At 47.1% G+C, this 15,517-nt stretch carries 13 protein-coding genes; 5 read left to right on the forward strand and 8 right to left on the reverse strand.

The annotated features are described in order from the left end of the window. Positions 1-445 precede the first annotated feature (445 nt). From NC99_RS00575 to purE, 5 genes are all read right to left on the reverse strand, one after another. Positions 446-925, reverse strand: coding sequence for a DUF4251 domain-containing protein (locus NC99_RS00575; protein WP_053178779.1), 480 nt, complete (start codon positions 923-925; stop codon positions 446-448). Between the two features lie 99 nt (positions 926-1,024). Beyond that, positions 1,025-2,158, reverse strand: coding sequence for a glycerol acyltransferase (locus NC99_RS00580; RefSeq protein ID WP_157624320.1), 1,134 nt, complete (start codon positions 2,156-2,158; stop codon positions 1,025-1,027). 41 nt (positions 2,159-2,199) lie between these two features. Beyond that, positions 2,200-4,203, reverse strand: a complete 2,004-nt coding sequence (locus NC99_RS00585) for a ComEA family DNA-binding protein (RefSeq protein WP_053178783.1) — start codon at positions 4,201-4,203, stop codon at positions 2,200-2,202. After that, positions 4,200-5,015 (reverse strand): PorV/PorQ family protein, encoded by an 816-nt coding sequence (locus NC99_RS00590; RefSeq protein ID WP_053178785.1) that lies wholly within the window; start codon positions 5,013-5,015, stop codon positions 4,200-4,202. The genes NC99_RS00585 and NC99_RS00590 overlap by 4 nt, the downstream gene beginning before the upstream one ends. Before the next feature lie 74 nt (positions 5,016-5,089). Next, positions 5,090-5,596, reverse strand: a complete 507-nt coding sequence (purE, locus tag NC99_RS00595; protein WP_053178787.1) for a 5-(carboxyamino)imidazole ribonucleotide mutase — start codon at positions 5,594-5,596, stop codon at positions 5,090-5,092. 108 nt (positions 5,597-5,704) lie between these two features. Here purE and NC99_RS00600 point away from each other — a divergent pair, with 108 nt between their 5' ends. Genes NC99_RS00600 through NC99_RS00620 form a run of 5 tightly spaced genes read left to right on the forward strand, consistent with a single transcriptional unit; the run spans position 5,705 to position 10,411 of the window. Further along, the gene (locus NC99_RS00600; RefSeq protein ID WP_053178790.1) at positions 5,705-6,244 is read left to right on the forward strand and encodes a phosphoribosyltransferase; all 540 of its coding nucleotides are present in this window, start codon (positions 5,705-5,707) and stop codon (positions 6,242-6,244) included. Between the two features lie 32 nt (positions 6,245-6,276). After that, positions 6,277-6,849 carry an adenylate kinase gene (locus NC99_RS00605; protein WP_053178792.1) on the forward strand — a complete coding sequence of 191 codons (573 nt, stop codon included), beginning with the start codon at positions 6,277-6,279 and terminating at the stop codon, positions 6,847-6,849. A gap of 28 nt (positions 6,850-6,877) precedes the next feature. Continuing rightward, positions 6,878-7,927 (forward strand): GTPase ObgE, encoded by a 1,050-nt coding sequence (gene obgE, locus NC99_RS00610; protein ID WP_239684381.1) that lies wholly within the window; start codon positions 6,878-6,880, stop codon positions 7,925-7,927. Further along, complete coding sequence (locus tag NC99_RS00615) at positions 7,924-8,619, forward strand: phosphatase PAP2 family protein (RefSeq protein WP_053178794.1); 696 nt, start codon at positions 7,924-7,926, stop codon at positions 8,617-8,619. The genes obgE and NC99_RS00615 overlap by 4 nt, the downstream gene beginning before the upstream one ends. A 1-nt stretch (position 8,620) precedes the next feature. Then, complete coding sequence (locus NC99_RS00620; protein ID WP_053178796.1) at positions 8,621-10,411, forward strand: MutS-related protein; 1,791 nt, start codon at positions 8,621-8,623, stop codon at positions 10,409-10,411. Positions 10,412-10,813: 402 nt separating this feature from the next. On the opposite strand, the gene NC99_RS00630 is transcribed toward NC99_RS00620, so the two are convergent. From NC99_RS00630 to NC99_RS00640, 3 genes are all read right to left on the reverse strand, one after another. Continuing rightward, positions 10,814-12,652 (reverse strand): OmpA family protein, encoded by a 1,839-nt coding sequence (locus NC99_RS00630; protein ID WP_053178800.1) that lies wholly within the window; start codon positions 12,650-12,652, stop codon positions 10,814-10,816. Between the two features lie 21 nt (positions 12,653-12,673). Continuing rightward, the gene (locus NC99_RS00635; protein ID WP_082326237.1) at positions 12,674-13,621 is read right to left on the reverse strand and encodes a PorP/SprF family type IX secretion system membrane protein; all 948 of its coding nucleotides are present in this window, start codon (positions 13,619-13,621) and stop codon (positions 12,674-12,676) included. A gap of 12 nt (positions 13,622-13,633) precedes the next feature. After that, positions 13,634-15,517: T9SS type B sorting domain-containing protein (locus tag NC99_RS00640; RefSeq protein ID WP_157624322.1), on the reverse strand; the 1,884-nt coding region annotated here is incomplete at its 5' end.

Genomic DNA, 15,517 nt, shown 5'->3' on the forward strand with positions numbered 1-15,517 from the left:
CTCCACCCCCGAAAAACAAAACATCTTCCTGTCCGGCAACCGCCGGATCACGATCCGCCAGCGAGTTGCTGGAAGAACGATCACTGAACCTCAAGCTTTCGTGGCACCAAGCCAGACCCAAAACGATCACCTATCGTATCTTTACAGAAAAGGAATTGTTGAAAGAAATTCGCCCCGAGGAAGTTATTGGTCCGATGACTTCGAGGTATCGGATCAATAGAAGCGGCTCCTGCTCCACCCGCCGAGGGATCCCGATCCGGCAACTGACGGACGGAATGGCCCCTGCACACTGCGACTGTAAACTGTGACTGTGACTGATCACTGGGACTGAAAACTGCGACTGAAAACTAAAAAAGGGCTTCACGCCTGTGAAACCCTTCTTGGTTCAATGTAATTTTTTCTGAAATAAAAACACCAGGGAGCATGCCCAAGGCCATCTGCTTCCTTATTCTTCCAGTGCTTCAATAATTCCGTAGTAACTCACCGACTGCCGCCTGTTTGAGGTGATACTCATGCTGCCGTATCCGCTTTTGCCGGTATGAATGATGATTTTGTACGAATCGCGCGTGGTATCCACTTCAATGCGGATCACATACATTTCTTTTTTCTCATTCACCTCAACTTCAAAAACTTTGGCTTTCTCCTTAAATTTAATGCCGCCTTCGGTGCTGCCGTAGTCTGTTTGATAAGCCCGCCCGTAAAACGGAAGCCATGCCTCAACTTCCGCGCTATCTACAACCAGGTCGTAAGTGGACGTTAAGTTGATCGTGGAACCACTCAAAGGCGTCACCGACCGTGCTGTAAATTTAAACTGTTTGCTTTCGATCAATTCCAGAATCTCCTTTTCGCCGCTCTCCTTTTCTTGTGCAAAAGCATGGACGAAAGGCATGAATGACATCAGGATGATCAATGCGAATTGCTTCATAATAAAAACCTTTCTTTTTAAAACCGGCTATCAATCATCAAAATAGATGCCAGACTCAAAAGCTAAAGGTCCTTTAACATTTCTGAAAAACGGGGCTACTTACTTTTCGGCGTTTAAAAGCGGATTGGCGTACATCTGAATGAACAGTTCCTGCTGCCGTTTGGGGTCACCGTTACCGATGGTTCCCACCAAATCCTGCAACAACTCTTCAAACTTCTCGCGCGTGGCCGGCTCAATTTTGTCGGCGTGGTCGTCGCGCCCATGCAACAAATCGGCCGCCAGGTAATTGTTTGGCCACAGTTTGTAGTTGTAATAAATGCGTTTATCGATGTAGTTGGCCAGTTGCTGAATACTTTCGTTCAGCGTTTCGGCCTTGGCGAATTCTTCGAGCGGAGCATCAATGGGCTTGCCAAACGAAAAATGCACCCGCCCCTTGGGACGTGTCAAGCCAAAAGCCATGCTTTTCAAATCGTCGGCCTGGGTTTTCTCGTAGCCTTCGCTCTCGCGCTTGTACAGTTCTTCAACTTTCGAAATACCGCAGGGCTCACGTTCGTACGAAAGCGAAAGCGGCACGATTTGCAACTCGCGAAATCCTTCCACAAAGTCTTTCTTATTGCTCAAGTTCAACATCTTGAGCAGGGCTTGCTGGGTTTGGTCGTTGCCGTCTTTGGTTCGTCCTTCGCGCTGGGCCAGCCATACCGACCGGTTACGCTTGGTGACAGCATCGCGAATATAGTTGGATAATTTCTTTGAAGCGGTCAATAACTCACGGGCCGGCAAATTTCGCTTCACAACAAAAGCGCGGTTTAGCTTGACCACATGAACAATCCAATCGTAAATCAGCAGGTTATTGCCAATGGCGATTTCTGTGGTATTCATTCCGGCAGTGACAATGATGTAGTTCAAAATTCCCGAATCGAGAATAATATCGCGGTGGTTTGAAATAAACAAATAACTTTTCGACTTATCCAGCTTGTCGAGACCGCTCCAACTGATACCGCTCGTTGTTTTATCAATGATCCAGTTCTTAACCAGCGGATACATAAAATTCAGCTGCAGTTCCTCAACAGTTTGAATTTTAGACAACATCTGCTTGGCTCCGGCCAGCTCCTTTTCATCCTTGAAAATAAACTGAAGTACTTGCTGGAAAATTTCGTCTTCCAACAACACGTTGATGTAATGGTTGACTTCGTGGTCGTCATACGGCCGAATATCGTCGTAGCTCATTTTCACTCCAATCCTTTAAGTTTTGCGGCAAAGATATAAAATGCAACTTAAAACTTGAATCTTAACTGAAATTTAACCTCGGTGCGCTTGTTGCCATCAATGAGACTGTTTCCACTACCAATGCTTTCAACGTCAATAAACCAGCTTCTTGCAAGCTTGACCCACACATCTAACTTTTCACATATTTTAACTTTTCCGTTGACATAGGAACGCAGGCCTTGCCCGTAAAAAGCGGGAACTGAAAATTGGTAAAGCAGATCGTTCTCGTAGGCATAAACTCGGGCATCGTAATTATCGGTACTGAAATAAGCCAGTCGCAGCCACCAGCTCATCCTGCTTTCCAACGATTGATAACCCACATCCTGCAGCACCATCCATCCAGCCGACATTTCTTCATGCGCATACCAAGTCCATTCGGCCCGGCTTTTCAGAAAAAAGCGATCGCTCAGCGAACCATTCACGTGAATCCGCAGTTTTTGTCGGGTTTGGTCCAGGTTGATTTTCGTAAACTCGCCATTGGCCCGAACTGGCTTGCACTCATAAAAATAACGGCTGTAGGCATCCCAGCGATCAGCAAGTTTGTAAGAAGCCTGCACCAAATATTCGCGGCCGCTGGCAGGTCCGGCAGTGGTGTACTTCACCCAACGGTGCTCAAAAAAATCGGCATACATCCGTAAACTCAGCTTTGCTACAGGACGAATGGTTGCACCGACGTAAAAGCCATGCTCATCGTTTACCTGGCTGCCTTCGGTGAATGCACCGGCAAGCGGGGCATTGTATTTTTTGCTGATGTTCCGGTAAATCACCGACAGCTCAACCTGATCGGCCGGACTGGCCTGAAGCCCATGCAGCGTGGCCAAACCGTTTGTGCTTGCCCAGGCCGCTTCGCCAAAAAAATAGTAACGGTTAATTCCCCATTGATAATTCACCCCCAGATTGCTGATTTGCTTCCCTTCAAACAAAAACAAGTTGTAACTGGATGACTGCCGTTGCAACGGAAATTCATATTGAAGGTGAATGGCGGAAAAGCCAAATGAAAAGCGCCCGGCGGAATAGCTGAGATTCGTCCCGGCCGTGATACCTGCCACCGAGTTTTTATCCTCAATCTCACCGGATGTGCGGTGCAAACCCGACGACTGAAAGGAAGTAAAAACCGGCGCTCCATCAATACTATCGCGGTTGGCGTCGAATTTTTTATACGAAAAGAAGCTGCTCCACTCAAATTGGCCCAACGACAAGCTGGCCGCGCCGCCTCGCAAAAAGTTATTCTCATCGGTTGACGAGTAGCTCCGGATTCCCTGGTTGAACTTAGCCACATTGCCCACTTCGGCCGACTTGGATAGGGCAAAACCTTGCCAGGCCGTTAAGCCCTGCCCAAAGCGAACCAGGTAGTCGCCAAAATAGAGCTGGTGCTTTCCCTTGTTCAAACCAAAATTGACAAAGGCACTGTAATAATCAAATCCGCGGGGATTGGAGCCGCCGAAAAAGGACTCGCCGGCATCCTTCTCTGCTGTTAGTCCGGCGTTAACCTGCGACGATGAAAAGCGGTAACGGAAATAAAGCTTCTCCGGCGATCCTTCGTATTTTGCTGGCTCCTGAAAACCTTTTTGCTCCTCAAGCAAACGGATGGAGCGCATCAAAATTTCCTGCCGTGGTTTAAAAGTCATCGGCCGCGCATCCACTTCGCCAAAATACACAAAAGCCTGTAACAGTTGAATCAACTTTGGATCAAAGCCTTCGATACTATTCAACTCAAAGGGCGAATAAATTTGCCCGTATTGTTGCCGGTAAGTCAGCAAACGATCAACCTGCAAGGAAGACAGGAAATAGAGCCGTTCAAAATCGTCGCGCGTAGCCTGGTTAATATTTAGCGGACGATCCTGCAACAACTGCAGCTCATTCATTAACTGTTCAATATCGGCGTTTTCATCGTCCTCCAACAGCGTTTCCACAAGATCTTCCAATTCGGTTTGAAAGTCAAAATCTGTGGTTTGGCCCATGACCACCGAAGTCAGCATAACACCCAAGCAAAGGAACAGAGCTCGTTTCATGGCAATTGATAATAAATGGAAAATGAAGGAGAATAACCCAAATACTGATGATGGCTAAACGCGAGGTCGGTTTGAATCCGGTTGATCGAATAACCCACTCCCAGCGAAAAAATTGATCCAAGCGTTTCGACGCCCAGACGCAACTGCAACTGCTCCCGAATCCGCAATTCCAGCCCCGAACTCACACCAAGCCGGCTGTCATCCTGTCTTCGGATGTCGACAGCCACCAGAATCAATTCATCGAACACTTTGTGCATGCCCAGCCGCATCACCATTGGGTAGTCGAACTCGAGTTGCAAGCGTTGCACCAACAATGGATAAGGATTGAAAAGTTGAGCCCCGATCCAAAAATCCCGCCCCACGCGGTACTGCGCTCCAATGTCAACCATCAGCGTAGCAGCATGCTCCCGGTTTTCGGGCAGATTCAGATTGAAATAATGAAATTGAAGTGCGGCCAGGACACGGCCGGATAATCTTTTGGCCACCGCAAACGAAAGCTTAGTTTCCCGGTAAAGGTCTTGTCCAAATTGGGAAAAAGAAAATCCGAAATTCGTTTTCGAAACCGGTAAAACCACAAAAGCGGATGCCGTACTCAACTCGTTCAGCAGAAAACGCTTTTCATACTGAACACCAAAAGCAGGCTGCTTTTCGGATCCGATACCCGCAGGATTTGAAAACAGGGAAAGTGGCGACTGCAAACTGACACTGGCATCGCCCATGGAACGAAACCGGGCCGGAACACGAAAAACTTCCTGACCAGCCACGCTCCCAACAATCAATAACAAAACAAAAACAGCATAACTTCTAACCATAACAAAAGAGTGTAATCCACACACTCTTAAGCAACAAGCATGGTTAAGTTACAAATTTTAAAATGAAGAAAAAACTAATTCGTTTTGAATTTGTATTTTATTTCAGATAATTCCTGGTTGGCCTTCACAATTTTGTTCTTTAGTGCCGCTTTAAATGTGACAAGTTTGTCCTTTAAGCCATCATTTCCCAGTGCCATCATTTGAACGGCCAGTATTCCGGCATTTTGTGCGCCGTTGATGGCAACTGTGGCCACCGGAATTCCGGGAGGCATCTGGACAATGGCCAACAGCGAGTCCAAACCATCGAGGCTGGCTTTAATGGGCACGCCAATCACCGGTAAGGTGGTCATGGCCGCAATCACTCCGGGCAGGTGAGCAGCCATTCCGGCACCGGCAATAATCACTTCTATTCCGCGGTCTTTAGCTCCTTTAGCAAATTCCTCCACTTCTGCCGGCGTACGGTGGGCCGACAAGGCATTGACTTCGAACGGAATTTCGAACTCATCCAGAATTTTTGCAGCGCCTTCCATGACAGATAAGTCGGAGGTACTTCCCATGATGATACTCACTTTCGCTTCCATGTTTTCAATTAATTTTTGTTTCTTTGTACTTTTTAAATTCTGAGCTAAAATAATTGAAAATAAACAGATTTGAAACTCATCTTTCCATCAACAAATAAAGACAGCCAAATGAGTAACATAAAGATCTTAGACAAGGAGTTTGAACTTTTTATTCCGTATGAAAAAATCCGATCGGTGGTTGAAAAAATGGCCGACAAAATGAATGAAGACTTAGCAGGAAAAAATCCATTATTCCTGTGTATCCTGAATGGTTCATTCATGTTTGCTGCCGAAATATTCAAGCGAATCACCCTGCTCGATGCGGAAATTTCATTCGTCAAACTGGCTTCGTATGCCGGCACGCAATCATCAGGTGAGATTAAAGAACTGATTGGGCTGAATGAAAGTCTGGAAGGACGTACGATTATTGTGTTGGAAGATATTGTCGATACAGGCATTACCATTGATAACACCATCAAACAAATTATCGCGCATAATCCGGCTGAAGTGCAAGTAGCAACACTCTTGCTTAAACCCGATGCGTTGGTTAAAGAAGTCAAACTGGATTACATCGGTATTGAGATTCCCAATGATTTTATCGTTGGATACGGACTGGATTATGACGGCAGAGGCCGTAATTTGATCGACATCTTTAAAGTGGTGGAGTAAGTGAATCAAACACGCATAAATCAATAACGAATATGCTAAACCTGATCTTATTTGGCCCTCCCGGCGCGGGAAAAGGAACCCAAGCCCAATTTCTGACTCAAAGTTTTGACTTGATCCACCTGTCAACCGGAGACCTTTTGCGTCAGGAAATTAAGGCTGAAACGCCACTTGGAAAGGAAGCCAAACAACTGATCGACAAAGGAGAACTCGTCCCTGATCAAGTGGTTATCGAAATGATTAAGAATAAATTTGCTGCAAACCCCGACGCCAAAGGATTTATTTTTGATGGATTTCCGCGAACCGTGGCGCAGGCCAAAGCACTGGACAACTTGCTCGAAGAGAACAAAACGCCCATCAAGGCGATGCTTTGCCTCGAAGTGGAAAGGCAGGAACTCATCGATCGAATTCTTTTCCGGGGAAAAACTTCCGGCCGGTCAGACGATCAGGACGTTTGGATTATTGAAAAGCGCATTTCGGTTTACAACAAAAAAACCGCCCCAATCAAGGAATATTACGAAGCCCAAAACAAACATTTCCCCATTGATGGAATGGGAACTGTTGACGAAATCGCTTCGCGCTTAAAAAATACCGTTCGTTCATTATAACCCATCTTCAAAAAATATATAAAGACGAATGATTGGAATGCATTCGTCTTTTTTTGTTTATTTTGCACATTCACAAGATTATACCATGGCTGAAAACAACTTTGTTGATTACGTAAAAATATTTTGCCGCTCAGGAAACGGGGGCGCCGGATCGACTCACCTGCGAAGAGAAAAATTTGTTCCGAAAGGCGGGCCCGACGGAGGCGACGGAGGACGCGGAGGCCATGTATTCGTGCGAGGCAATGCGCAGATGTGGACCCTGCTGCACTTGCGCTACAAACGACATGTGTATGCCGGACATGGCGGATCGGGAAGCGGGCATGGCAGCTTTGGCGCCGATGGCGAGGATATAACCATTGAAGTTCCATTGGGAACAGTAGCCAGAGATGCCGAAACCGGTGAATTCCTGTTTGAAATTACCAAGGATGGCGAAACACAATATTTGGCGAAAGGCGGTCGTGGCGGCCTGGGAAATACCCACTTTAAGTCGGCCACCAACCAAACCCCGCGCTATGCACAACCCGGCGAAGAAGGCGAAGAAGGATGGAAAATTCTGGAATTGAAAATTCTGGCTGACGTTGGACTGGTTGGTTTCCCAAGCGCCGGAAAGTCAACGCTGCTGTCGGTGGTGTCGGCAGCCAAACCCAAAATTGCCGATTACCCGTTTACCACGCTGGTTCCCAACTTGGGCATCGTTTCGTACCGCGACCAGCAGTCGTTTGTCATGGCCGACATCCCCGGAATTATTGAGGGCGCGCACGAAGGTAAAGGACTCGGGCTTCGGTTTCTGCGGCACATTGAGCGAAACTCGATGCTACTGTTCATGGTTCCGGCCGACAGCAAAGATCATCGCAAGGAATACAACATCCTGCTCAATGAGCTTGAAAAATACAATCCCGAACTGTTGGATAAGGATCGGTACCTGGTCATCAGCAAGGCCGACTTTCTGGACGAAGAATTGCAAAGAGAAATCAGTGCTGAACTGAGTGACATTCCCCACAGCTTTATTTCGTCGGTCGCCAACCAGGGCATTTTACAACTGAAAGACAAAATCTGGCAAATTTTAAATCCCTCATGATCGCGTTTATCGAATCCATCAAGCAAGTTGACCAATCGCTGTTTTTCTTTTTCAATGGAATACACAACCCTTTTTGGGATGTGGTCATGACGCTGTTTACCCAGACCATTACCTGGGGTATTTTTTACCTCACCTTGCTGTATTTCATCGTTCGTAAATACCGGATGAAAGCGGTGGTTATTTTCGTTATGCTGGCTTTGGTGGTTCTGATTGCCGATCAGTTTTCGGTTCTTGTTAAAGAAAGCGTTCAGCGGCTCAGGCCAACCCACGATCCGGATATCCAGCACCTGGTTCACAATGTGTACCGCAAAGGCGGACTATACAGTTACTTTTCATCGCATGCCACCAATACCTTCGCCGTGGCCATGTTCACAGCCAAGCTTTTTAAGAACAGTCGTTACCAGGTCTTTATCTTTTTCTGGGCGACACTGGTCAGCTACACCCGGATCTACCTGGGCGTCCACTATCCTTTCGACATACTGACCGGTGCCGTGGTTGGCATCCTGATCGGACATTTCATTTACAAGCTGCTGCTAATCATCGAGAACCATTTTTTAATACTGAAAATGCCCAAGCTGGCCGAAACCGGACTCAGCAATCAGGAGAGCGGCATCATTCTGCTGATCTTCCTGCTATTTTTATCCACCATGTTACTTGTCGTCAAACAATTGATGCAAGCTCAATTTTTATAACATGAAGCAAGCGCTTTTTGAGGAATACAACAAGTTTTTGACCTACGATCAGCAACGACTCGAGTCGTTAAAAAAAAGAACCCGTCAACTGGCGTTTTTGCGGCTTGCAGCCTTCCTTGCGATTATTCTGGCACTCATTTATTTACCACGCATCTCGCCTTGGCTAGCCTGGTCGGTTGCCGGAGTCAGTTTCTTCCTGTTTATTTATTGGATCAAGCGCTTTCAAAAAAAAGAAAAAGAGAAAATCCTTTTTTCGAACCTGATTGAAATCAACAAAAAAGAATTAGCCGCATTAGACGAAGAATACAACCAGTTCGATGACGGGCAGGAATTTACTGATCCGCATCATCATTTTACCTTCGACCTCGATATTTTTGGACCCGGTTCCATCTTCCAATTTGTGAACCGAACCGTGACCCAACTGGGCAAAAAGCGCTTGGCCAATTATTTGCGGCAGCCGGAAACCGACATTCCAACGATAAAAAAACGGCAGGAAGCCTTGCTCGAGCTGGCAAAATATTCCCGCTGGCGGCAGTTCTTTGCCGCCAAGGGAAACACCAGTGACGAGCAGGATTTTCAAATTCTGAAAAAAATAACCGAACAAGTTGAATTCGGCAACAGTGAGCTGGTTGGCAGGCTGCTGATTATTCTTCCGCTGGTCAGTTTCCTGTCGTTTGGGCTTTGCCAGTTTCTCAATCTTCCGTGGGCCCTTTTGGTGGGATCGCTGCTGCTGAATGGCGCCGTGTTGTACGCGAACCGAAAAAGAATCGGCGAATCGTATGCTTTATTTGGAAGCCAGGCCAAACGCCTGTCAAGCTATACCGAACTGTTGGTTTTGGTTGAAGAAAAGGAATTTGAAGCCCCGCTGCTGAACGAACTAAAAAGCCACTTGCTCACCGGGCAGGAAAAGGCCAGCGAATCGGTTCGCCTGCTTCAGCAACGAATGGCCGAGTTCGACTACCGCCAGAACCTGTTGGTTGGCTCGGTGCTCAATGCCTTGCTGCTGTGGGACCTGCGATGTAGCCTCAGGCTTTTTCACTGGCAGAGAAAACACGCCCGCAGCATTGAGCAGTGGTTCGAGGTGCTGGCTCAATTTGATGCCTTATCAAGCCTGGCCAATCTCAACCACAACCATCCCGAATGGACCCTTCCCAAGCTGGAGGATGGCGACTTTCATTTAACGGCAAACAAACTAAAACACCCGCTGATTAAGGAAGCCAAAAATATTGGCAACGATTTCCGGATGAATGGACATGGGCAAATCGCGATTATTACCGGAGCCAACATGGCTGGCAAAAGTACTTTTTTAAGAACGATTGGCGTAAACTTGATTCTGGCCATGAACGGCTGCCGGGCCCACGCCAGTTGGCTCAGTTTAAAGCCCATTCAACTGTTTACCAACATGCGCACCACCGACAACCTGCAAAACGACGAGTCGTATTTTTTTGCCGAGCTGCAGCGCCTCAAGGCCATTCTGGATGAAATTAAAGCCGGTGTGCCGGTGTTCGTGATCATCGACGAAATGCTGAAGGGAACCAACTCGGAAGATAAATTGTCGGGCTCCATTAAACTGATCGAACAGTTAATACAGTTGAAGGCCGTGGGATTGGTTGCTACGCACGATTTAAAGCTGACTGAGCTGGCCACGCGCTATCCACAGAACATTACCAACAAATGTTTCGAAATTGAGCTGACGGACGAGGAACTGCTGTTTGACTACAAACTCACCGACGGGGTAACCTCCACCATGAACGCCAACTTTTTGATGCGCAAAATGGGCATCATTTCCTGAGCCTGCCCTTTGTGCTGCGGATTTTCATTCCAATTTCCATCGGAATGAAAGTTGACGGTTGACTTTCGCTTCCGATTCTGTAGAAATGAAAGTTGACGGTTGACTTTCGTTTCCAACACCACGGAAATGAAAGTTGATGGCTGATTTTCGCTTCCAATACCACGGAAATGAAAGTTGACGGCTGGCTTTCGCTTCCATTTTCATGGAAATAAAGATGAATGACTGCTTTTGGTTCGTGCGCTTGCGGTGCAGCCGCCTCAATTCGAAATAAATTATTGGTCGAATCATTGCCCGCAAACGCGCGGATTGATCGGCTATGCCCAGCGAGCCCATGCAAAACAATAAAGAAAAAACGGACTGGTAAACCTACCAACCCGTTTCCGCTCTACATCTATCTCTCTTCTAGAAATAGAAAATATTTCCTTTGGCTCTCCGCGTGACTTTCGACTTGCGGATTTCGACCACCGTGCGGCGGTTTTCGTAATGCTGCTCTTCGGTACATTCGATGCTGCCATCGCATTCATTCACCAATTGTGTTTCGCCAAAGCCAACCCACTCAATTCTTGCGGCATCAATGCCTTTAGATATTATATAGTTGCCGGCCGTTTCCGAGCGTTTTTCCGACAGTCCCATGTTGAACTCATGCGTTCCCCTGGAGTCAGTATGCGATTCCAGAATAATCTGGATGTCGGGATAGTCTTCGAGTACTTTGGCCAGGCGATCCAATTCACGCTTGGCTTCGGGCCGAAGTGCCCATTCACCAAAGTCATAATAAATATTTTTCAACTGGATCCGCGATCCGGCATCAAGCGAATACAACTGGATGAGGTAATCAAACACGCCTTGGTCCATGCCCATAGTATTGAATTCGACTTCGGTGCCAAAGAAGTTGTAGGCCGAAACATCCACTCGGTACCGTTTGTCTGTTTCCAGGTTATAGGTAAAGGTTCCCTGCTCGTCGGTGTAGATCGAATCGATGGTGGTTCCGTCTGAAATAGCCAACAAAGCATCCGGAATGGGGATGTTACCCATAATATCGACCACCTGTCCTTTGAATACGAACTCCGGATCCAAATAAACTTCCACTTCCTTATCGGTCAGGGTTTCCTTCTTGGTCAAATCCAAATCCACCGCTTTTTCCATGTACTCTTCGGCTGTTGCTACCACAGTATATTTTTTGTTACCTTCCAGCTTCACTTCCAGCTTGCCTTCATCATCGGTCTTACCCGATGCAGCAACTGTTCCGTCCTCATCAATCACGTTAACGCTGGCTCCTGGCAGAATTTCCTCGGTCAGGTTGGAGTAGGTAATCACGTCGAACACAAAGTCATCGATTCGCAATAAGTAAACATCGTCATCGCCTTGTCCGCCACTTCGGTTCGAGGCCATGTAACCGACCTGCTGGTTGGGATGAATGACCATACCAAAGTCGTCACCTTCGGAGTTGATGTCTCCAGTGAAAGTTCCACGATCGCTTGATGCGAGGACCGGAAATTCGATGTAGAATAAATCCAGGTTTCCGGCACCGCCAAAGCCGTTGGAGGAAAACACCAAGCTTCCGTCGGCATTCAAAAACGGAAACATCTCTTCGCCGGCACTGTTGACCTTCGGCCCCAGGTTCACGGGGTCGGACCATTCATCACCATTTCGTACCGAATAATACAAGTCGGTTTGTCCACTGCCGCCGGGCATGTCGCTCACAAAAACAAGGGTGTCGCCCGTTGAACTGATGGCCGGGTGAGCCACCGAATATTCGCTGCTATTAAATGGAAGACGGTCTTTCATTCGGAAAGAATCGCCCGACTTCTCGTAAATTACAATACCCAGGCGGATACTTTTTTTGACGAAGACGATATTTTCTTCCTGCGGATCCTGCCAATTCGATTGAGTTAAAAATAACTCACCCGTGCTTTCGCAGTATGCCATTGGCCCTTCGTGGTATTTTGAAACCAGGGTACTCATCCGTTTGCGCTCGGTCATCACTTCGCCAAAAGCATTTAAGCCCACCGTGTATAAATCGTAGAAAACCTTGTTTTGGTTATCCGACTTTCTGCCGTCTTTCTCGCTAAACGATAAAAAAAACAGTTCATCCTCGATAATCGCCGGACCAAAATCACTGAATTCCGTATTGATATTTAACGTATCGATGGTCATGTTCACGGCATCGAAAAAACGCTTTTGAGCCATGCCCCCGAGGGTGATCAGGATGAAAGTTGCTAAAAGTAAAAATTTAGTTTTCATTTCTTTATGTTTTTTCTATCGTTAGAAATAGCGGGGTGAAGTATAACGCGATTTAACAAAGTTCAACTCGTAGGACATCATCACCTCATGAATTCCATCGTTATAAGAGCTAATGTTTGACGTATTAAAATCAATGGCATAACCCAGCCTCAGCTTTTCGTTGATGATGAATTGGGTATTGAAGCCAAAGGTCTCGGCCGTCCGGTACATGGCGCCAATCCAGAATCGGTCGGCAAACAAGAAGCTGGCATTGATGTCGGTCACAATGGGCGACCCTTTCATGTAACGGGCATTAAACGAGGGTTTGAACTTCACCGCATCGCTGAGTTCGACCACGTAGCCTCCAATTAAGGTCATGTGGCGCAGCTCGTAGCTGGTGTTGTAGTTTTCCACGCCATTCTCAAAGTCATTCTGCAGGACTTTCGGAATTGAAAAGCCCGCATAAAATTTTTCCGAATGCATAAAGGCACCCACGCCAAAGTTGGGCATAAACTTTTTGTCAATCACTCCCTGAAAAGCCGGGTCAGTTCCGCCTTCCGGAACATACAAGCGATAGGCATTCAGGTCATTTTCGTAATTGGTAAAACCTGCCTTCAAACCAAAGCGTAAAGACACATCATCGGTCACTTTCAGTCGATAGGAATAGTCTGCAAAAACGGCCAGGCGTTTTTCAATCCCGATTTCATCGTTGATAACCGACAAACCTAAGCCCACATTTTCGTTGCGCAAAGGAGCTTGCACCGTCAAGGTATAGGTGGTTGGTGCTCCTTCGAAACCCACCCACTGGTGACGGCCGAGGGCCATAATGCCAATGCTCTGCCAGGTACCGGCATAAGCCGGGTTGAATGCCTGAATGTTAAACATGTATTGACTATACATTGGATCTTGCTGTCCAAATGAAGCTGTAACTGAAGACAGTAACAACAGTAAGCTTAGCCCGTAATTTGATATTCTCTTAATCATCTTCATCTCAGTTCATTTTTACCGGTTAATGTATAGCGTTCCTTTGTGCACGTTTGAACCATCCAAAATCAGGATGATAAAATAGGTTCCTTCAGGTAGTATTTCCGAATTCGAAGTACCATTCACATTCGGCCTTCCATCCCACCATGCGCCGGGATTTCCGTACAACCCGATGTCTCCGTAGCGGTCGCGCTTATAAACTTTGGCTCCCCAGCGGTTATAAATTTCAATCTGTGCGTTGGGATATCTGCTAATTCCACGGACACGGAAATAGTCATTAATTCCATCACCGTTGGGTGAAAATCCATTCGGGATCAACAGTTCTTCGTTTGGCGTAATGGTGATACTCACCGTTGCCTCGTCGCACTGTCCATCGGCATCACAAATCTGGTAGCTCAGCTGATCTGATCCGTAATAAGCGATATTTGGTTTATAAGTGATTGAACCGTCAGCATTGACCGTTGCCGTACCTTCGGCAGGCTGCGAAGTGATTGTGAGGCTGCTGTTCTCCAGGTTCTCATCACAATCCTCGTCGTTGTCAAGCACATAGATTTGGACATCTTCATTTTCCTCCAAACTAGCCTGATCATCCAAAGCAAGCGGCCCACTGATCAACACAACGCGCTGCTGACAGGTGGCTGTATTGCCATCGTTATCAGTCACCGTCCAGGTTACCACTGTTTCACCAACGGGATAGTCACCACTGGCATCATCCCAATTGTTAAAGTCGTTGGTTACGGAGGTGATTCCACAGTTGTCTGCTACCGTTGGAGCAGGCACGGCCACAAAACCGAGGCAGCTCTCATTAGACTGCACCGAAGCTTCAACATCTCCTGCACAGGTAATGGTTGGATCAACCGGATCAACAACCGTAATCGTGGTTTCGCAGGTCGATGAATTACCCGATGCGTCTGTAACGGTAACCGTTACGGTTTGCTCACCCAATGTTTCGCAGGTAAATTCTTCGATGTTTACTGAAACGGTGATATCAGTTGCCTCTTCGGTACAACCACCTTGAATATCGGTGGCGATTAAGGCCAAATCTTCAGGAGTAATCGTGTACTGGTTATTTTCATCCAGCGTCACTGTGAAATCGTTGCAGGTGAAGGTCGGTGCACTCACGTCGTTCACCACAACAGTAAAGCTGCATGTTATTTCATTGCCTGTTCCATTGATGGCGGTCCAGGTTACTGTAGTTTCTCCCAGGCTAAATTCAACGCCATCGAGCGATGCACTTCCCGAACCAATTGTTGCTCCACTTAAGGTATAAGTCAGGCTGGTCACACCGCAATTGTCTGTCGCTGTGGCATCCCACTCGGTTCCACTAACTACATACACACAGCTTTCGTTAGCCTCTACCAATTGTTCCTCAGTCACCGCACAGGCGATAATTGGATCTTCATCGTCGAATACAGTTACAGTCTGGATGCAAGTATTGGTATTTCCAGCCACATCAGTCACCGTCCAAGTCACTTGAGTGTCTCCTGTCGGGAATTGAGCGGGAGCATCGTTGGTCACTGACGCTACACCGCAATTATCATCTGTCACTGGTGTTCCCAGGTCCACATTCTCGGCCAGAGCATAGCACAATCCCGCATCAGCAGGAACTGAAACCGTCGCCGGACAAGTAATGGTTGGATTTGTATTATCTTCGATGGTAATCATCTGAATCTGGTCGGCTACAGCGTTACCACAGTTGTCAACTAGACTCCAGGTACGCTCAATCGAGTATGCACCTTCTTGTCCTTCTATTGGTTGTGGGACACCATCAACGTAAGTTGCTTCGATCCCGGTTGAGCAGTTGTCGTCTTCATCGGTTACGTCGCCAACATTCGCTACAGAAATATCGTAGTTGCAGTCAGCATCGGTATAGATGGTGATGTCAGCCGGTGCTGTAAATGT

The sequence above is a fragment of the Sunxiuqinia dokdonensis genome, assembly GCF_001270965.1.
In the GTDB taxonomy this organism is placed as follows: Bacteria; Bacteroidota; Bacteroidia; order Bacteroidales; family Prolixibacteraceae; genus Sunxiuqinia; species Sunxiuqinia dokdonensis.